The following is an 18,216-nucleotide window of genomic DNA, read 5'->3' on the forward strand; positions in this document are numbered from 1 at the left end:
GATCACCTTTGCTCAGCTTGCGAATTCGTGTGGGGAGCCGGCACCCCGGCCGCGCACTGCCGCAGGCGTGCGTCGATCCAGCGCCGGTACAGCGTGGTATGCAGGTTGTGCAGCCCCAGCTCGATCGCGAACGGTGTGCGCGGATTGCGGTCGAGCAGGCGGGCCACGTGATACCCGATGGGACGTATACCGCGTGGGTGCACATAAATCAGGAACTCCCGGTAGAACGGATCGTCCAGCAGGGCGTCCAGTTCAGCCAGCAGCGCCCGCTTCTCCTCCGGCACCTCCCGCCGCGCGATCGGGTCACGCTCGATCAGCAGCCGCTCGAAGCGGCGTGGGCCAGGACCGGGCAACTGCGTGGCCAGCGTCCAGATGCGTCGGTTGACCGCGTCGTAGTGGGCAAAGCCGCCGTGCGTGCGCAGCGCGCGCGCCGCCGCATCGCCGACGTCCACCACCATGAAGTTCTCGGCCTGGTTGTTGATGTCGTCCAGATACTGGCGGTCGAACACGTGTTCGATGAATCCCGGTGCGCCAACGAATGCCTGCCGCCCGCGCTGCGCGGTCCGTCGCGCCTTGCCGTCGGCGAAGAACCGGCCGGCATGCCGGCCCAGCAGGATGCTGTCGGTCTGGTGCAGGGTCAGGAAGGTCCCGATCGACAGCTCACCCGGAGCGAACTCCGCATCGAAGGCGGCATCGCCGTACAGCTCGCGCTGGGTCGCCAATTGGGCAACCTGGCGCCCTACCCCGCATTCGGCGCGTACGCGGCCGGTGTAGAACGCGTCCAGCGCCGCGCTGTTGCCGGCCGCTGGCTGGTAGCCGCGGCCGAAGCTGCGGAAACCCGCCCATCCCTGCGCCTGCGCGCCACGCGCGCCGAAGCCGATCCAGCCGAGCTGCAGCGCGGAAAAGCGGAAGCCGTCGTTCGCCTCCAGGCGGGTGGCGGCACGTCTCGCGGCCTGGCCCAGCGGAAACGCATAGGCGCAGACCGTGGCCGGGTCCTCGAACAGGTCCTGCAGCACGCTGTCACGCTGGGCCTCGCTCCAGCGCGCGGGGATCTGCACGCGCAGGTCGCCGGCGGCCTGCGCCTGGGCGAGGTCGGCGCGCTCGCAGACCGGGCCACCGTGCACGACGGGCTCGGCAATATCGGCCACGTCGATGCGCCACCCCAGTTCGGTCAGGAGCGCCTGCGCGCACCCGCCAGACTGGCCCGAGGCCAAGGACGGCCCGAGCAGACCTGCCAGCAGCAGGGCCCGCAGCAGCGCGCACCTGGGCATCCGCACGTTCATCCGATGCGCCCGCTCAGCCCGCGTCCGCCGGACTCTCCGCTGCCGGCACCGGCGATGGCGCCGGTTCGGGGGTGGGGGGCGCCGCAGGGCGCGGTGCCGGCACCGGCTCGACCGGGGCCGGCGGGGGCGCGGCCGCTGCCGCAGGCAGGTACTGCTGCAGGCGGTCGAAGAAGCGCTTGTAGAAATCGGCGTCCTGCACGGTGCTGCTGGCCACCTTCACCAGCGAGTCGTCGTTGCTGCCGAACGGCAGCGACACCGAGCCGATGGCGCCGACGCCGACGCTCGCCGAGGTCGGGCTCTTTTTCAGCGCATAACGGTCCTGCACCGCGCTGACGAATACCAGCGCCTGGTCGTCGCGCGGCGCACAGGAAATGCGCAGCACCAGCTGCTCGTGTTCGTCTTCGCGCGGCTGGAAGTTCTTGTTGCCTTCCACGGCATCGCTGCCGGCGCGGGCAATGGCATAGCCCTGGCTCAGCAGCGTGCGCCGCGCCGCCTCACAGGCATGCGCCGCATCACCGGGTACGCTGCGCGAATAGGTATCCCCGGAATCGAAGGATTCGCGGAGCAGCGTGCTGTCGGCGGCGCGACCACCGCAGGCGGTCAGGACGGACGCGGCCAGCAGGCCGGCCGGAAGTGCGTGGTACAGCCGCATGGACGCTCCTGCAGGATAAGACCCGCCCAGCATAGTCCTGCCCGCGTAAGCGCCAGGTTTACACGGCACGCATCCCGTTCCCCGCGTTGCGCCCCCATTCACCGGCGCAGCCCGCAGTGGAGCCGACCGTTGGTCGGCTCGCGCGCGGTGTGTCTGTGACGGGACGGAGAGCAGCCGGCCACCGCCGGGCGCTCCCCTTCGTCGTCAATCGGCCCAGCGGCCCACGGCCGTGGACTGCGGCAGCACCTGCGCCGACAGCGGGCGGTCGGCTTCCAGCAGGTTCACCGCGTCGGCGAGGATCGAGGCCGATTCGCGCAGCAGCGGGTCCGGACGCTTCTCGGCAGCCTTCTCGCGCGCGGCATCCTTGACGATGTCGCGCTCGTTGCCGGTCAGACCGTCATCGTTGCTGTCGTCGGCCAGCGGGTCCAGATCCAGGCCCAGTTCCTTGCGGATGGCCTGGCGCTGCTTGCGCTGGGCGTCCTGCTTCTCGCGTTCGGCACGGCGCTCGCCTTCATTGAGCGACACGTACTTCTTGGCCGCCTCGGCGCGGAACTGTGCCACGTCTTCATTCCACCACTGGAATTCCTTGTCGGCGGCGATGCGCGCGGCATGGCGGGTTTCCAGTTTGGGCAGCAGCGGGCCGAAATTGCCGTATTGGGTGTGCGGCACGGCGGCGATGCGGGTCCACGGCAGGGCGTTGTCGTAGGTGCTCTCGCCGTACTCGCTGGCATCCACGCTGGCCGGGAAGGCCAGATCCGGGACCACGCCCTTGTGCTGGGTGCTGCTGCCGCTGACGCGGAAGAACTGCGCGATGGTCAGCTTGACCTGGCCGAAGCGCTGGGTTTCTCCGCTCGGCCAGCGGTCCAGGTCCACGATGTTCTGCACCGTGCCCTTGCCGAAGGTGGTTTCACCGATCACCAGGCCACGCCCATAGTCCTGGATGGCGCCGGCGAAGATCTCCGAGGCCGAGGCCGACCCGCGGTTGATCAGCACCGCCATCGGACCGTCCCAGGCCACCGCTGCGCTGCGGTCGCTGTTGACGGTGACGCGGCCGCCGGATTCGCGCACCTGCACCACCGGGCCCTGTTCGATGAACAGGCCGGTCAGTTCGATCGCCTCGTCCAGCGAACCGCCACCGTTGTTGCGCAGGTCCAGCACCACGCCGTCGAGCTTGTCGGCCTTGAAGCCGGCCAGCAGCTTGGCCACGTCGCGGGTCGCCGAGGCATAGTCGGCCGCGTTGCGGCGACGGCCTTCGAAGTCCTGGTAGAAGGTCGGCAGTTTGATCACGCCGACCTTGCGCGCGGGCTCGCCGTCCTTGCCGGGAATGGTCAGGGTCTCGCCCTTGGCGGCCTGTTCGGCCAGGCGCACCTTCTGGCGGGTCAGGACCAGCGTGTGATGCTTGCCGTCCACACCCTCTTCGGCCGGGATGAATTCCAGGCGTACCTGTGTGTCCTTCTTGCCACGGATCTTGGCCACCACGTCATCGATGCGCCAGCCGATCACATCTTCCAGCGGACCGGACTTGCCCTGGCCGACACCGACGATGCGGTCACCCGGCTTGAGCGTGCCGTTCACCGCAGCCGGACCGCCGGCAATGATCTCGCGGATCACCACCATGTCGTCCTGGCGCTGCAGCTGCGCGCCGATGCCTTCCAGCGACAGCGACATGGCCTGGTTGAAGTTCTCGGCCGTGCGCGGGGTGAAGTAATCGGTGTGCGGATCGACGGCACTGGTGTAGGAATTGAGGAAGAACTGGAACACGTCCTCGCCCTTCAACTCATTGACCGACTTTTCCAGCGTGGCGTAGCGCTTGTCCAGCGTCTTGCGGATCTCGGCGGCGGGCTTGCCGGCCAGCTTCAGGCGCAGCCAGTCGTTCTTGACCGACTTGCGCCACAGCTCGTCCAGTTCGGCATCGCTGGCCGCCCACGGCACGTCCTTGCGGTCGTACTCGAAGCGGTCCTGGGTGCTGAAGTCGAACTCCTGCTTGAGCAGCTTGCGCGCATACGCCACGCGTTCGCCGACGCGCTGCTTGTACACGGCAAACACCTGGAACGCCGGCTCCAGCTCGCCGCCGCGGATCGCCGTGGCGATGTTCGCTTCGAACGGCGCGAAGCGGGTGACGTCGGCCTGGGTGAAGAACTGCTTGCTGCCATCCAGCGCTTCCAGATAGCGCTTGAACACGTCCTTGGAGGTGGCCGTATCCAGTGCCCGCGGCCGATAGGCGTAACGGCTGTCCGACAACAGGCCATAGACCAGCTTGGAGGTGGTCGCCTGGTCGGCGGTGGCCGCCGACGGCAGCGCCGGCGAGTCGGCGTATGCGGCCAGCGCCAGCGGCGCGGTGAGCGCCAGGGCCAACAGGAATGCGGGGGCTTTGAATTTCATGGACGAGCTCGTGGCACCTTGCCAGGGAGAAGACTGCGTGCGGATCAGACCACACGACAGTGCCGAAAGTTGCGAGGTTTGTCATCCACCCGGCGCAACAGGGATTTCCAGCCTAAACCGGGCCCTGTAGCAAATTGTGAATGGCGCGGAGAAGACACATCGGGGCAGGACGCTGACGCGGTCGCGGCCGGTTCGGCCTGCAACGGCGCGCTCTGGACGCCGGGGGCGGCTGCCCCGGATCAGCACCGCTGGCGGCAGCGATGCCGCGATCGAGCCCCCGGGGATGGGGGTCACGGCGTGTCCTGGCCCGGGCCAGCCGTGCCCGGCCGGCCGATGGCCGCGAGGTGCCGTGGCGTCGGCGGTCAGGCGACGCCGGCGCCCTTGGCCTGCACGTCGGCGTGGTAGGACGAACGTACCATCGGGCCGGACGCCACATGGCTGAAGCCCAGCTCGTAGCCGTAGACCTCCAGCGCCTTGTAGTCCTCCGGCGTCCAGTAGCGCAGCACCGGGTGGTGGTGCGCGGTCGGCTGCAGGTACTGGCCGATCGTGATCATGTCCACGTCGTGGGCACGCAGATCGCGCATCGTCGCGCGCACCTGGTCCAGGTCCTCGCCCAGGCCCAGCATGATGCCGGACTTGGTGGCGATCGACGGATGCTGCGCCTTGAAGTTCTTCAGCAGCGTCAGCGACCACTGGTAATCCGCACCCGGGCGCACGTTGCGATACAGGTCCGGCACCGTTTCGATGTTGTGGTTGAACACATCCGGCGGATTGGTGGCCAGGATATCCAGCGCCCGCTCCATGCGGCCCTTGCCGCGGAAGTCCGGGGTCAGCACCTCGATGCGCGTGTTCGGCGACGTCGCCCGGATCGCCCCGATGCAGTCGGCGAAGTGCTGGGCACCGCCGTCGCGCAGGTCGTCGCGGTCCACGCTGGTCACCACCACGTACTTCAGGCCCATGTCGGCCACGGTCTGCGCCAGGCTGGCCGGCTCGTTGGCATCCGGCGGCTTGGGCCGGCCGTGGGCCACGTCGCAGAACGAGCAGCGGCGTGTGCAGACTTCGCCCAGGATCATGAACGTTGCCGTGCCGTGACTGAAGCACTCGTGGATGTTCGGGCAGCTGGCCTCCTCGCAGACCGTCACCAGACGGTTCTCGCGCAGCTTGGCCTTCAGCGTCTGCACGGCGTTGCCCGACGGAATCCGTACACGGATCCACGACGGCTTGCGCAGCACCGGCGCGTCGGCGAACTGCACCGGCGAGCGGCCGATCTTGTCACCGCCCAGCTGTTTGACCCCGGCCTGCAACGGCGCGGCGGACGGCGTGTCGCCCTGCACGACCTGCAGGGGAATGATGCGAGCGGTGGTTTCAGTCATGGCCTTGGTCGGCGGCGTTCAGGCCGCGTCTGTCAGATCGGGCAATTCGGTGGCGGGCTGGAGGTCCAGGCCGAACTGGCGGGCCAGATGGCCCAGCAGTACCGGCGTGACGGCCGCCATGCCGGACGGTCCCCCCAAGTCTAGCACCGAGGTCACCTGCAGCCCTTGATAGCCGCAGGGGTTGATGCGGCGGAACGGCTCCAGGTCCATCGCCACGTTGAAGGACAGCCCGTGGAAGGTGCAGCCACGGCGGACCCGGATGCCCAGCGCGGCCACCTTGGCCCCGCCCACATAGACGCCCGGCGCACCGTCCAGCCGTTCAGCGCCGATATTCCATTCGTCCAGCGTGTCGATGATCGCCTGCTCGATCCGGCAGACGTAGTCACGCACACCGATGCCCAGCCGCCGCAGCTGCAGCAGCGGGTACACCACCAGCTGCCCGGGACCGTGATAGGTCACCTGGCCGCCGCGGTCCACATGCAGCACCGGGATATCGCCGGGGGCCAGCACGTGCTCGTCCTTGCCGGCCTGGCCCAGGGTGAACACCGGGTCGTGCTCGACCACCCAGAGCTCGTCGGGCGTGTCGTCGGTACGGGCATCGGTGAAACGCTGCATTGCATGCCAGACCGGCGCGTAGGGCTGGCGGCCGAGGTCGCGCACCCATGCCGGCTGCGCCGCCCGGGTGCCCGGGGCAGATGCGGTGGAGCAGGCGCCTACAGCGTCCACTTCACTTCCGGGTGATCGCGCAGGGCGGTGTGGGCAGCGTCGTACTGTTCGCGGTTGTCGGCCTTGAACACCAGCCGCACCGACACATACTTGCCGTTGGACGAGTGTTTCCAGCTGACCCGCTCGGTCAGTACTTCAAGACCGGCCAGCTCAAGCAGGCGCGGCAGTTCGCGTTCCAGCTCCTTGCCAGCCGCGCCCATGGCGCTGAGTTCAAACTGGCCGGGGAACTGGAAGCCGTGGTCGGGGTTGTCAGACTTGATCTCCATGCGCCCATTATCGGGTCGCCGGGCACCAAACCCAAGAGGCTGCGTGAAGGTGACGGCCGGTCAGCCGCCACCTCCCTGCCGGATCAACGGGCCAGTTCCATCAGGGTGGAGTTGACCCAGCCCTTGTTGCCCATTTCGTCTTCCACTTCCCACATCGCGCCTTCCTTGACGCCGGTGGGATACAGCAGCATGCCCGGCTCCAGCGAGCGCACGGCCGCACCGGTGCCCTTGGCATTGGCCAGCAGGCGGCCCGGCTTGAGCATGGTCACGGCCTGGCTGACATTGGACGCGGCCCGGTTGCCGGACAGGCCGCCGAGCTCGGCCACCAGATTGGTGTAGGCCTGCAGATAGGCCAGCGTGATCACCTGGCCGATTTCGGTGTTGGCATAGCCGCCCACGCCCATGCCGCCCAAGCCGCCACCGCCGAACAGGCTGCCGCGAGCCCCCCAGGACAGGTCGGTCTTCTTGGAATTGCCCTCCACCACGGCCACCTGTTCGGAGGACCGCACATCGGTCAGGCTCAAGGTCACATCGGCGGTCTTGCTGCGCAGGTTGAGGCCACTGGCCACCGAACCCGCCTTGCTCCCCACCAGGCCACTGATCAGGCCGCCGATGGCACTGCCGCCGGCATCGCTGTTCTGCGAGATCAGGTCCGGAATCAGCACGTAGTCGGCGGCACGCATCTGACCCTTGCCGACATTGGAGCGGCCGCGCAGCTCACCGTCGGCGGCCAGGGCACGCTCGGCCTGGGAGGCAGCCAGACCCACGCCCCGGTCCACCAGCGTGAAGCACTTGGATTTGCTGACGAACACCTTGATCAGGCGCGACGGTGCCGGCAACTGCTGGCCTGTCCACCAGTTCACCACATCCTCCGGCTCGATCACCGCGATGGTGCCCAGCGGCTTGCTGCATACGGGAATCTCGGCCTGGCCGGCCTTGCTCTGCTCCTGCGCGGAGGCGCGGCTGCCAAAGGCGTCGCGCAGGCCGGCCGACGCCGGCGTGCTGACGGTCATCAGGCCCGCGCCCAACGTGGCGCACGCCAGCAGGTGGGCGAACGAATGCGATTTGATCATGTGTGTCATCCAGCGCTGCCATTGAAGGCCAAGCGCGATCCGTGGGTTGAGAAGGGCCTGCCTGCGCAGACTCGAATCCTTTTGCGGCGTCCCCTGACGCCACGGCGGAGGATATGGCAAAGGCCCTCCAACCACAACGGGAGCTGACTCGCCGGCGTCGGCACGGGAGTCCGCGCCGATGGCGGCGGGCCGCAGAAGCGGCCACGGCCGGAAAACCCTGCGTTTCGCAACAGACCGGTGACGATCGCGTAGTCGATCCGGTCCACCGCTGGCTGTACCGTATGTCCGCAAAAGACGACAGAAAAAGCAGCTTGCCCATGCCCGCACACCCCAAGCGCACCGCCGCAGCACGTACCTTGTCCGGCCTTCTGGCCTCCACCCTCTGCGTTGCCGCCCATGCCGCCCCCACGTGCGGCCCCGACGCGATGCGCGAGCATCCGCCCCAGGTCAATTTCCGCGTCGACAACGATCTGTTCGGCGGCAAGGACCAGGACCAGGGCTATACCAACGGCGCCCAGCTGACCCTGGTCTCGCCGAACCTGGTCGACTACACCGACGACCCCTGCCTGCCGCGCATGGCGCGCTGGGTGAACCAGCACCTCGAATCGCTGCATCCCGGTGAGTTCGAGCAGCAGAACATGATCTTCAGCCTCGCCCAGGGCATCTTTACTCCGACCGATTTCACCCGGAAGGATCTGATCGAAGACGACCGTCCCTATGCCGGTGTGCTGATCGCCAGCTTCGGCTACAACGCCCGCCGCGGCGACCGCCTGCAGACCACCCAGCTCTCGCTGGGCGTGGTCGGGCCGTGGGCGCAGGGCGAACAGGTGCAGAACGCGGTTCACGAGCTGCTCGGCGACGAGAAGTTCCAGGGCTGGGACAACCAGCTGCACAACGAACCGGTCTTCATGCTGACCCACGAGCGCATGCGCCGCTGGCCCGGTGATGCGGGCATGAACGCCGGCGGCTGGGGTTGGGATGCCATCAGCCACTACGGCGGCGCGGTGGGCAACCTCGCCACGCACCTCAACGGCGGTGCCGAAGTGCGCTTCGGCTGGAAGCTCCCCGACGACTTCGGCAGCACCCCGCTGCGCCCGGCCGGCGAGAACACCGCCCCCACCCGCGGCGGCAAGCCCGGCGGCTGGTCCTGGCACCTGTTCGGCACCAGCGATGTGGCCTGGGTGATCCGCGACATCACTCTGGACGGCAATACGTTCCGCAACAGCCACAGCGTGGACAAGCGCCACGTCGTGGGCCAGCTCGGCTACGGTCTGGCGGTCATGCGCGGCCGCTGGAAATTCGCCCTCGCCCGCTATCACAGCACCCGCGAGTTCGACGGCCAGAAGGAAGCGCCGGTGTTTGGCAGCTTCACCATCAGCCGCTCGCTCTGAGGCACGCCGCACCAGCCGATGCCGACCGCTGGCCGGCACAAAAAAAAGACCGGCATCGGCCGGTCTTTTTTTGCCTGTCGCCGGCGTTCATGCCGCCGGCACACCGGGCAGCCGACCCACGGTCGGCTCTACCGCGTCATTCCGATTCCCACCACATCCAGAAGCTGTCCCACAGGCGCTTGAAGAAGCCGGCCTCTTCCACTGCCGCCACGGCGACCAGCGGGGCCTGCGCGACCACCTTGCCGTCCAGCATCACCTTCAGCGTGCCGATCTGCTGGCCCGCGGTGAACGGCGCCTCCAGCGTCTTGGGCACGTCAATGCTCGGCTTCAGGTCGTTGTAGCGGCCGCGCGGCACGCTCACCAGCAGCGGCTGCGCCACGCCCAGCTGCACGTTGTCGGCCTTGCCCTTCCACACCTTGTGCTCGGCCACGACCTTGCCGGGCTCGTACATGCGGTGCGTTTCGAAGAAGCGGAAGCCCCAGTTCAACAGCGCCAGGCTGTCGTCGGCGCGCTGCTTCTCCGAGCTGCCGCCCAGCACCACGGCGATCAGACGCTGGTCGCCACGCTGCGCCGAACTCATCAGGCAGTAACCCGCTTCGGAGGTGTGGCCGGTCTTGATCCCGTCCACGCTCTGGTCGCGCCACAGCAGCAGGTTGCGGTTGGGCTGAGTGATGTTGCCGACGGTGAATTCCTTCACCTTGTTGTAGGCGTAGGTCTCCGGGTAGTCGCGCACCATCGCGCGGCCCAGCAGGGCCAGGTCGTAGGCGGTGCTGTGGTGGCCCGGCGCGCTCAGGCCGTGCGCGTTGACGAAGTGCGAGTCCTTCATCCCGATCTTGGCGGCGTAGCTGTTCATCAGCGATGCGAAGGCTTCTTCGCTGCCTGCCACGTGCTCGGCCAGCGCGATCGCGGCATCGTTGCCGGACTGGATCGCCATGCCCTTTTCCATGTCTTCCAGACGCGCGGTCTGGTTGACCGGGAAGCCGCTGTAGCTGCCGTCGGTGCCGGCGCCACCTTCGCGCCAGGCGCGCTCGGTCATCATCACCTGGTCGTCGGGACGGACCTTGCCGTTCTTGACCTCTGCGGCAATGACGTACGAGGTCATCACCTTGGTGATGCTGGCCGGGGCCAACTGCACGTTCGCGTTCTCACCGGCCAGCACCTGCCCGGTGGCGTAATCCATCAGCACCCAGGCCTTGGAAACGCTCGGCACGGGAGCCGGCGGCGTGGCTACCGTCGCCGGGGCGGCCGCAGGTGCGGGCGTCGGCGCCGGGGTCGGCAGGGGAGTCTGGGCGGAAACCAGGCCCACGAACAGGGTCGTGGTCATGGCAACGGCGGCAAAGCGGAATTTCATCGGACAGCAAGCTCCTGGAGGGCGCCAAGGGGAGAGGGAAGGAGAACGGCCATTGTAGGCCCACGGAGCGTTGGCACGCGGTGCAGACCGCATGCCGGCGTGAAGGTCAGTCCTTGACGATCTGCGGCGCCCCGAAGCCCAGACCGGCAATGCGGCCGGCAAGTTCCGAGGCACTGGCATGGTCGGGCGCCGGCACCCGCAGGCGCCACAGCGTGCGACCGCCGCTGACGATGTCGCTGAGGCTGGCCCCGGCGATGCCTGCCGAGGACAGCTGGCCCAGCGCGCGCGTGGCGTTGTCGCGGCTGGCGAAGCTGGCCACCTGCAACAGCACGCTGCCCAGCACCTGCTGTGGCAGGCTGGCGCCGGCGGCCGGACGTGCCGGCGCGGCAGCCACCGGCATCGGTGCCCGGGGCGCGGCGGCGGGCAACGCGGCCACGCTCACCGGCGCACTGTCGGTCGGTGCAGCCTGGGTCGCCGCCGGCTTGCCGGTCGCCACGCGCACGCCGTTGTCGCGCATCCAGGCATCGAAGTTGTCCGCGTTGCCCGGCTTGGCGCTGTCGGCGACGCGGTACCGGTAGGCCTCGGCCCCGGCCTTGGGGGGCGTGCGGGCGGTGGCCGCTGCCGCGGCCGGCAGCTTGCCGACCAGCGCGTCCATCTCGCTCGCCCTGGCCGCCGTGGCGGCCTCGCGGCGCTCACGCCGCGACGGCTTGTCGGCCGACGCCAGCAGCTTGTCCTGGCCCGGACTCAGCGCGCGCACCTCCACATTGCCGGTGCCGCGCTGGGTGATGCCCAGGCGCACGGCGGCGGCATAACTGAGGTCGATCACCCGGCCGTCGTGGAACGGGCCACGGTCGTTGACCCGCACGATCACCGACTCGCCGTTGTCCAGGTTGGTGACCCGCGCGAAGCTCGGCAGCGGCAGCGTCTTGTGCGCGGCGGTGAACGCGTACATGTCGTACACCTCGCGGTTGGAGGTCAGGCGCCCGTGGAACTTGGCACCGTAGTACGACGCGGTCCCCTTCTCGGCATAGCCAGCGGTTCTGTCCATCACCTCGTACTGCTTGCCCAGCACCACGTACGGCGACTTGTTGCCCACCGGCGAGCGCGGCAGGTCGACCACCTCCGGCTCGGGAATGCAGGCCACATTGGGAATATAGGTAGGCGTGCTGTCATTGACGCCGGGCTTGTACAGGCCGCCGGCGCGGTAATCGCCGCGCGTGGACGGGTCCTCGGCGGCGGCCGCGTACGGCGAGCCGTCGGGGCAATGCGCCGGACGCCCGCCCTTGCCCTTGCCCTGCACCACCGTCCCGGCGGGCTTGCTGCCCCCGATGCCGGCGGCCGGTTTCTTCGGCGCACTGCTGCAGGCGGCCAGCGCCAGTATCAACATCCCCGGGATCAGCCATCTGAAGCGTGCGGTTGCGTTCATGCCGGCGGCAGCTCCTGTCCGGCGATGGCCTGGGAAAGCTGGTACACGGCCATCGCATACATTTTCGAGAGGTTGTAACGGGTGATCGCGTAGTAGTTCTGGAAGCCCAGCCAGTACTGCTTGCCAGTGCTGGCTTCCAGCGTGATCGGCGTTGCGGTCAGGCCGGCGGCGACCGGCATGCCGGGCTGGTAGCCACGCTGGGCCAGATCGGACAGGGTCCAGGTGGGGGTCCAGTCGGTGGGATCGAACGGCTCGCGACCGGCCTGCAGGGTGGCCGGTACCGCGACCGGACCGCCGCGCACCCAGCCGCCCTTCCTGACGAAGTAATTGGCGATCGAGGAGAACACGTCGTCGTAGCTGGTGAACAGGTCGCGGCGGCCATCGCCGTTGCCGTCCACCGCGTAGTCCAGGTAGCTGGACGGCATGAACTGGCCCATGCCCATCGCGCCGGCGTAGCTGCCCTTGATCGAGAGAATGTCCAGCTTTTCATCGCGGGTCAGCGCGAACAGACGCGCCAGCTCATCGCGGAAGAACAGCTCGCGGCGCACCTCGCGCTCCAGCTTGGCCGGGTCGCCGCTGCGCGGATACTTGAAGGCCAGCGTGTACAGCGCGTCGAGCACGCGGTAGCTGCCGGTGTTGCGGCCATAGCTGGTTTCCACGCCGATGATCGCCACGATCACCTCGGCCGGCACGCCGGTGCGTTCCTGCACCCGCATCAGTTCGCCGCGGTGTTCGGCAAGGAAGGCCCGGCCGCCGTCGATACGCGCCTGGCTGATGAACATCGGCCGGTACTCGTTCCACGGCTTGACCCGTTCGGCCGGGCGCGACATCGCGGCGATGATCGGATCGCGGATCTGCGCCTGCGCCAGGGTGGCCTCGATGTGCGCGGCAGGAATGCCGTAGCGCGCGGCGGTATCACGGACGAAACGGGCGCGTGCGACCTCGAACGGCACCGGGGTCAGGTCGACCGGTGGCGCCGTGGCAGCCGCCGCTTCCGGCGCGGCTTCGGCCGGTCCCTTGTGCCCGTGGGCGGGCTTGTTCGGGGCATCCGAGGCCTGCGGCGACGGAGCGGGAGAAGGCGGCTGGGTCGCGCAGGCGACCAAACCGAGCGTGAGCATGCAGGCCAGAGTGCGTCGAATCATCGAGGCAGGTTAGCAGGTCATGGATGAATTAAAACCCCTAACACCATGAATCACAACGAATTGCGGCGTCAACTGGATTGCCGGTTCGAGGGTGCCCCATTCATCTGGACCGATGGCGGCCGTAAGGTCTTGCCGGTTGCGTCCCCATCCCCGCAGACGCAACCGGCCAAACCGACCAGGTCGGCACCGGCGCGGCGCGCATCTCCCCAGCGCGCGCCTCGCCCCATGTGCCCATGAGGTCAACTGCTCCCCGCCAAACTCCCCTGCGCATCGCTTGGCTCGACGCGTCGTTGCTGGCGGGCCGCCATTGTGCAGGCCGATTGCGACAAGTCCATTGATCAGGATCAAGTAGCATCGTATCTGTGCGCCACTTCTCACTTTTTGTGGGATTCGTTGACGATGCGTCCACTGGCGTCCCTCGCCATGCGCTGGCCGGTCGCCCGGCATCGCCTGCGCCACGGGTGTCGTCGGCCCGACCAATGCCCAGGTACGCCCGAAAACCGGTGACCTGTCGACAGGCGTGGAACCGCAGGAGAGCGGCCCGGCCAGCGGTGCGGCCGCCAGCAATGCCAGCAGATCGGCGGCGGTGGCGTTGGGGCTGCCGGTTTCGTTGAACCACACTGCGGTGATCGCCTGGTCGCGCAGGCCGCGCGCCCAGGCAACATCGGCTTTCACCCAGCGCACCAGCACGGGCAGGTGGGTGATGCGCAGCGCCGAGACCGCGTACCGGTAGCTGGTGCCCACTTCGAGCTGCAGGTCGGCATCGCTGCGCCCGGCGGTCTCTGCAGGGAAATCGCGCCGGGTTTCTGCCGCCAGCGGCGCCGCGAAGCCGCCCGCGTCGGGCAGGCACAACGCCGCGCACTGCTCAGCGCTCAGCTGCAGCATCGACGGCTTCCTGTGTTCGCTCCAGGTCGGCGCGGCTGACGCGCCAGAACTGGCCCTGCACGGTCACCTGCCATTCCTGTACCGGACCAAGCAGGGTCAGCCGCTGCAGCGTGGTCAGGACATCGCAGTAGCGCAACCACGCGCGGGGATCATAGAAGCGCATCAGGGCCAGGCTGCCATCGGGCAGCGCGATATCCAGCTGCGCCTGCAGATGCTGGAACAGCACCCCGAACGGAACGCTCGCGGTCAGCGTGGTGACGCCGGCCGCACTCTGTCCCAGGCTGTTCATCCAGTGGTGGACAGGACGTTGGATACTCCCTGCCGGCAACACGATCAGCCACGGCGCGGCCGCACTATCCACCAGCGCGAACGCTGCCGGGCTGCTCATGCGCGCGCCAGCAATGGCGAACCGTTGAAGGCGGCCGCCAACAGGCACGGCAGACAGACCGCAGGCTTGTCGAACGGGGCTGCCACTGGCGGTACCGCTGGCGCAGCCGACCTGGACTCGCCCAGGTCGTCCTCCACATACACCAGCGTTTGCCGGGTGGACAGGAGCTGGCATCCGCACGCGATGCGGTGACCGTGCAGCGCCACTGGCTGCCCGTCAATGAGGAGGGTCGGATCGCCTTGAACGATCGGGAAAATCCCATCGTGCAGCGGGCAGGTGGCGCGGTCGCCCACACGTGCGACGGCCAGGCCCTCGATGTCGGTGAACGGGGAACCGGTAATCACCCGTCCGCTGCTGCTGGTCAGGTCACCCATCACCATCCATTGCCTGCGCATCGCCATCCTGGAGGACTTCGTGGTGGCGGAGCCTGCGACAGCCGTTCACCGCGCAGCAACCCGCCACAGGCGTCAGCGCCGGAAAGATTGATACGAGCCGTGGCAACCCGCTGCGTGTGTCCCGGCAACGGCTCATTGCAGGACAGGGCTCTCCAGCCGGATCAGGGCAACAGGGCGTTCGCCAGGCGGACGCGAAAGGTGAAAAACGTCACCACCGTCATTCGTCGTGAAACGTGCACATGACGACCCCCCTGGCCGTGGCGGGCACAGGAAGCGATGGCGCGGACGCCGTCACGCTCAGCCGTAGCCGCCGTGCACCGGGTTGTAGGTGCGCGCGGCCATCACCAGACCAAAGCCGGCCAGCAGCGATACCGCCGAGGTGCCGCCGTAGCTGATCAGCGGCATCGGTACGCCGACCACGGGCAGCAGGCCGGAGATCATCCCGCCGTTGACCAGCACGTAGACAAAGAACGCCAGGCCGGTGGCACCGGCCAGCAGCCGCGAATAGGAGTCGCGTGACTGGCTGGCGATCCACAGGCAGCGCCCGATCACCACCAGGTAGAGCGCCAGCACGACGGCCACGCCGATCCAGCCGAATTCTTCGCTGAGCACGGAGAAGGCGAAGTCGGTCGTCTGCTCGGGAATGAAGTTCAGGTGCGACTGCGACCCCTGCCCCCAGCCTTTGCCATCGAAGCCCCCCGAGCCGATCGCGATCTTGGACTGGATGATGTTCCAGCCCGCGCCGAGCGCGTCCATCTCCGGGTCCAGGAACATCATGATGCGGTCCTTCTGATACGGCCGCAGCAGCCAGATCCAGGCCACCGGCGCGGCAGCGGCAACGCCGCCGACGGCTACGCCCACCCACCACCACGGCAGCCCGGCCAGCAGCAGCACGAACGCGCCGCTGGCGGCGATCAGCACGCCGGTACCGAAGTCCGGCTGCAGCATCACCAGCCCGGTGGGCACGCCGATGATGACCGCGCTGACCATCACCGTGGAGAAACGCGGCGGCAGCGGCATCTTGTGCAGGTACCAGGCCACCATCATCGGCAGGCTGACCTTGAGCAGTTCGGCCGGCTGCAGGTAGAACAGTTTCAGGTCGAGCCACTGGCGACCGTACTTGCCGGTGCCGAGCACGAACACCGCCAGCAGCGGGATCATCGACACGGCATAGATCAGCGGCGTGGCCGAGCGGATGCGCAGGATCGGCACCCGCGAGATCGCCCACATCGCCGCCAGACCCACCACGAAGCGCGCGCCCTGCGCGAACACCAGCCCATCGCCGCCGGCACTCTTGAGCACCGCCAGGCCGATCAGCATCAGCGCGCCCAAGGCCAGGCACAGCACCCAGTCCAGGGTGCTGACAAAGCGCACCGCCATGTCGGTGGCCCAGCGCAGGAACACGTTCATCGGCTGCGCTCCGGCGCGGTGGGCGGGGCGGCCGCAGGCGGAAGCGGTGCACCCGGCAGCGGCGTGGGCAGCGGCGCAGGCTCGGGCGCGGCAGGCACCCCCACCTGCACCGGCAGCAGCGCCAGCGCGGCCGCCGCCGCGTCGCCGGCCTGGCGCACGTTGACATCGCCGCCGTCAACGGCGGTGATGCCGATCGCGGTGGTGCCGCGCTCGCTGTCCAGCGGCTCCAGGCCGTCGGGCATCTTGCCGAGCAGCCAGGCGTCAAACAGCTTGCGGGCGATCGGCGCGGCCGCCGAGCCGCCGTAGCCGCCGCCTTCGACCGCGATCGCCAGCGCGATCACCGGGTTTTCCGCCGGCGCGAAGCCGACGAACAGAGAGCGGTGGCGCAGGTGCAGCGGCAGGCTCTTGGGATTGACGGCGGCGGTACCGCGGCGGCTGATCACCTGCGCGGTACCGGTCTTGCCGGCGATAGTGTACGGCGCGCCGGCCGCCGCGCGCGCACCGCTGCCGCCTGGGCGCATGGTGCCCATCATGCCTTCGCGCACTGCCTGCAGGTTGCTGGCGTTGGGGCTGATCGGCTTGGTCGGACCGGCTTCCACGGCGGTCCACTCGGCGTCGAATCCGGCGCGCTCCTGCATCACCAGGTGCGGCGTGCGCAGCTGGCCGTTGCCGATGCCCCCCACCCCATGCACCAGCTGCAGCGGGGTGACCTTCCAGTCGCCCTGTCCGATGCTGACGTTGACCGTGTCGCCCGGGTACCAGCGCTCCTTGCGCGCCTTGTACTTGTTCTGCGGCGAGGGCAGGATGCCGCCGATCTCGCCGGTCAGGTCGATACCGGTGGGCGCACCGAAGCCGTAGTAGCCCATGTACTGGTCGAAGCGCTCGATGCCCATGTCCAGCGCCAGCCTGTAGTAGTACGTGTTGACCGACTGGGTGATCGACTTGCGCAGGTCGGTCCAGCCATGCCCGCCACGGTTGGCGTCGCCCCAGCCGCGCGAGGTGCCGGGCAGGTAGAACATGCCGGTGGAGAGGATCTTGTCCTCGGGCTTGCGCACGCCGCTGTCCAGGCCGGCCAAACCGATCAGCGGCTTGATGGTCGAACCCGGCGCCACGCCACCCAGCACCAGACGGTTGAACTGCGGCCGCGAGGGGTTGTCGTTGAGCGCTTTGAAGTCGGCATGGGAGATGCCGTTGACGAACAGGTTGGGGTCGTAGGACGGCAGGCTGACCATCGCCAGGACTTCACCGGTCCGCGGGTCCATTGCCACCGCTGCGCCTTCGAAGTCGCCGAAGGCGGCCACCATCGCGCGCTGCAGATCGGCGTCGATCGACAGTCGCAGGTCGCTGCCGGACTGGGCGGCGACCCGGCCGATGGTGCGGATCGCACGACCCTGCACGTTGGTTTCGACCTGCTCGTAGCCCACCTTGCCGCGCAGCTGCGCCTCGTAATAGCGCTCCAGCCCGGACTTGCCGATGTGGGTCAGCGCGGCGTTGCCCTCGCCCAGCATTTCCAGATCCTTGTCGTCCACGCGGCCGACGTAGCCGATGATGTGCGCGAACAGGTCACCGTAGGGATAGCGCCGGGTCAGGTACGGCTCCAGCTCCACCCCCGGGAACCGCCAGCGGTCCACCGCGAAGCGCGCCATCTCCTCGTCGGTGACACGCAGCTTCAGCGTCACCGGCAGGAAGCTGCGGCGCGCCTTGCGCGACTTGTTGAAGGTTTCGATGTCTTCCGGGCTCAGGTCCAGGATCGTCGCCAGCCCGGCCAGGGTGGCGTCCATGTCCTTGACCTTGTCCGGGGTGATGTCGAGCCGGAACGCAGGCACGTTCTCGGCCAGCAGCCGGCCGTTGCGGTCGTAGATCATTCCGCGCCCCGGCACCACCGGTCGTGGCTTGATCCGGTTGGCTTCCGAGCGCGTGGCGTAGATGTCGTGGTCGAGCACCTGCAGCTTGAAGTACCAGGCCCCCAGCCCGATCAGGCACACCAGCACGCCGAGGAAGCCCAGCGCGGCGCGGCGCCGGAACTGCTCGGCCTCGGCATGGGGGTTCTTGGCCTGGCGACGCATGTGCATG

General features: G+C 68.4%; 16 protein-coding genes. 1 reads left to right on the top strand and 15 read right to left on the bottom strand.

Annotated elements, in window-relative coordinates; translation table 11 throughout:
* Positions 1–2: 2 nt before the first annotated feature.
* From GDJ08_RS09795 to GDJ08_RS09825, 7 genes are all read right to left on the bottom strand, one after another.
* Positions 3–1,271, bottom strand: coding sequence for a hypothetical protein (locus GDJ08_RS09795; protein ID WP_229296504.1), 1,269 nt, complete (start codon positions 1,269–1,271; stop codon positions 3–5).
* A gap of 25 nt (positions 1,272–1,296) precedes the next feature.
* Positions 1,297–1,935: a DUF2242 domain-containing protein gene (locus GDJ08_RS09800; RefSeq protein ID WP_136005120.1), complete on the bottom strand. Its 639-nt coding sequence runs from the start codon at positions 1,933–1,935 to the stop codon at positions 1,297–1,299.
* A 204-nt stretch (positions 1,936–2,139) separates the two neighbouring features.
* Positions 2,140–4,317: a carboxy terminal-processing peptidase gene (locus GDJ08_RS09805; protein ID WP_136005123.1), complete on the bottom strand. Its 2,178-nt coding sequence runs from the start codon at positions 4,315–4,317 to the stop codon at positions 2,140–2,142.
* 362 nt (positions 4,318–4,679) lie between these two features.
* Positions 4,680–5,690 carry a lipoyl synthase gene (gene lipA, locus GDJ08_RS09810; RefSeq protein ID WP_136005127.1) on the bottom strand — a complete coding sequence of 337 codons (1,011 nt, stop codon included), beginning with the start codon at positions 5,688–5,690 and terminating at the stop codon, positions 4,680–4,682.
* Positions 5,691–5,708: 18 nt separating this feature from the next.
* Entirely contained in the window at positions 5,709–6,416 is a 708-nt protein-coding gene (gene lipB, locus GDJ08_RS09815; protein ID WP_017354323.1) for a lipoyl(octanoyl) transferase LipB, read from the bottom strand.
* Entirely contained in the window at positions 6,404–6,682 is a 279-nt protein-coding gene (locus GDJ08_RS09820) for a DUF493 family protein (RefSeq protein ID WP_017354322.1), read from the bottom strand. The genes lipB and GDJ08_RS09820 overlap by 13 nt, the downstream gene beginning before the upstream one ends.
* Positions 6,683–6,765: 83 nt before the next feature.
* Positions 6,766–7,755 (bottom strand): CsgG/HfaB family protein, encoded by a 990-nt coding sequence (locus GDJ08_RS09825; RefSeq protein WP_153164786.1) that lies wholly within the window; start codon positions 7,753–7,755, stop codon positions 6,766–6,768.
* Positions 7,756–8,072: 317 nt separating this feature from the next.
* Here GDJ08_RS09825 and GDJ08_RS09830 point away from each other — a divergent pair, with 317 nt between their 5' ends.
* Positions 8,073–9,146: a lipid A deacylase LpxR family protein gene (locus GDJ08_RS09830; protein ID WP_017354320.1), complete on the top strand. Its 1,074-nt coding sequence runs from the start codon at positions 8,073–8,075 to the stop codon at positions 9,144–9,146.
* 136 nt (positions 9,147–9,282) lie between these two features.
* Here GDJ08_RS09830 and GDJ08_RS09835 read toward each other — a convergent pair whose 3' ends face one another.
* The 8 genes from GDJ08_RS09835 to mrdA all read right to left on the bottom strand — a co-directional run bounded on the left by GDJ08_RS09835 (position 9,283) and on the right by mrdA (position 18,215).
* A complete protein-coding gene (locus GDJ08_RS09835) occupies positions 9,283–10,497 on the bottom strand; it encodes a D-alanyl-D-alanine carboxypeptidase family protein (protein WP_017354319.1) in 1,215 nt (404 codons plus the stop codon).
* 106 nt (positions 10,498–10,603) lie between these two features.
* Positions 10,604–11,923 (bottom strand): septal ring lytic transglycosylase RlpA family protein, encoded by a 1,320-nt coding sequence (locus GDJ08_RS09840; protein WP_153164787.1) that lies wholly within the window; start codon positions 11,921–11,923, stop codon positions 10,604–10,606.
* Positions 11,920–13,065, bottom strand: coding sequence for a lytic murein transglycosylase B (gene mltB, locus GDJ08_RS09845; RefSeq protein ID WP_136005134.1), 1,146 nt, complete (start codon positions 13,063–13,065; stop codon positions 11,920–11,922). Before mltB ends, GDJ08_RS09840 begins: the two co-directional genes overlap by 4 nt.
* A 9-nt stretch (positions 13,066–13,074) precedes the next feature.
* The gene (locus GDJ08_RS20210; protein ID WP_229296485.1) at positions 13,075–13,950 is read right to left on the bottom strand and encodes a hypothetical protein; all 876 of its coding nucleotides are present in this window, start codon (positions 13,948–13,950) and stop codon (positions 13,075–13,077) included.
* Entirely contained in the window at positions 13,931–14,338 is a 408-nt protein-coding gene (locus GDJ08_RS09855) for a DUF4123 domain-containing protein (protein ID WP_136005142.1), read from the bottom strand. The genes GDJ08_RS20210 and GDJ08_RS09855 overlap by 20 nt, the downstream gene beginning before the upstream one ends.
* A complete protein-coding gene (locus tag GDJ08_RS09860) occupies positions 14,335–14,739 on the bottom strand; it encodes a PAAR domain-containing protein (protein ID WP_153164788.1) in 405 nt (134 codons plus the stop codon). Before GDJ08_RS09860 ends, GDJ08_RS09855 begins: the two co-directional genes overlap by 4 nt.
* 291 nt (positions 14,740–15,030) lie before the next feature.
* The gene (gene rodA, locus GDJ08_RS09865; RefSeq protein WP_136005145.1) at positions 15,031–16,143 is read right to left on the bottom strand and encodes a rod shape-determining protein RodA; all 1,113 of its coding nucleotides are present in this window, start codon (positions 16,141–16,143) and stop codon (positions 15,031–15,033) included.
* Entirely contained in the window at positions 16,140–18,215 is a 2,076-nt protein-coding gene (gene mrdA / locus GDJ08_RS09870) for a penicillin-binding protein 2 (protein WP_153164789.1), read from the bottom strand. Before mrdA ends, rodA begins: the two co-directional genes overlap by 4 nt.
* Between the last annotated feature and the right edge of the window lies 1 nt (position 18,216).

This window comes from Stenotrophomonas nematodicola (genome assembly GCF_009467805.1).
GTDB lineage: Bacteria > Pseudomonadota > Gammaproteobacteria > Xanthomonadales > Xanthomonadaceae > Stenotrophomonas > Stenotrophomonas nematodicola.

Excerpts from the sequence above, each read along its gene's own strand:
- GDJ08_RS09820 (WP_017354322.1), bottom strand. The coding sequence starts at position 6,682 with ATGGAGATCAAGTCTGACAACCCCGACCACGGCTTCCAGTTCCCCGGC.
- GDJ08_RS09860 (WP_153164788.1), bottom strand. The coding sequence starts at position 14,739 with ATGGCGATGCGCAGGCAATGGATGGTGATGGGTGACCTGACCAGCAGC.
- GDJ08_RS09840 (WP_153164787.1), bottom strand. The coding sequence starts at position 11,923 with ATGAACGCAACCGCACGCTTCAGATGGCTGATCCCGGGGATGTTGATA.
- rodA (WP_136005145.1), bottom strand. The coding sequence starts at position 16,143 with ATGAACGTGTTCCTGCGCTGGGCCACCGACATGGCGGTGCGCTTTGTC.
- GDJ08_RS09855 (WP_136005142.1), bottom strand. The coding sequence starts at position 14,338 with ATGAGCAGCCCGGCAGCGTTCGCGCTGGTGGATAGTGCGGCCGCGCCG.
- GDJ08_RS09805 (WP_136005123.1), bottom strand. The coding sequence starts at position 4,317 with ATGAAATTCAAAGCCCCCGCATTCCTGTTGGCCCTGGCGCTCACCGCG.
- GDJ08_RS20210 (WP_229296485.1), bottom strand. The coding sequence starts at position 13,950 with ATGCTGCAGCTGAGCGCTGAGCAGTGCGCGGCGTTGTGCCTGCCCGAC.
- mrdA (WP_153164789.1), bottom strand. The coding sequence starts at position 18,215 with ATGCACATGCGTCGCCAGGCCAAGAACCCCCATGCCGAGGCCGAGCAG.
- GDJ08_RS09800 (WP_136005120.1), bottom strand. The coding sequence starts at position 1,935 with ATGCGGCTGTACCACGCACTTCCGGCCGGCCTGCTGGCCGCGTCCGTC.
- mltB (WP_136005134.1), bottom strand. The coding sequence starts at position 13,065 with ATGATTCGACGCACTCTGGCCTGCATGCTCACGCTCGGTTTGGTCGCC.
- GDJ08_RS09830 (WP_017354320.1), top strand. The coding sequence starts at position 8,073 with ATGCCCGCACACCCCAAGCGCACCGCCGCAGCACGTACCTTGTCCGGC.
- GDJ08_RS09795 (WP_229296504.1), bottom strand. The coding sequence starts at position 1,271 with ATGCCCAGGTGCGCGCTGCTGCGGGCCCTGCTGCTGGCAGGTCTGCTC.
- GDJ08_RS09835 (WP_017354319.1), bottom strand. The coding sequence starts at position 10,497 with ATGAAATTCCGCTTTGCCGCCGTTGCCATGACCACGACCCTGTTCGTG.
- GDJ08_RS09825 (WP_153164786.1), bottom strand. The coding sequence starts at position 7,755 with ATGATCAAATCGCATTCGTTCGCCCACCTGCTGGCGTGCGCCACGTTG.
- lipA (WP_136005127.1), bottom strand. The coding sequence starts at position 5,690 with ATGACTGAAACCACCGCTCGCATCATTCCCCTGCAGGTCGTGCAGGGC.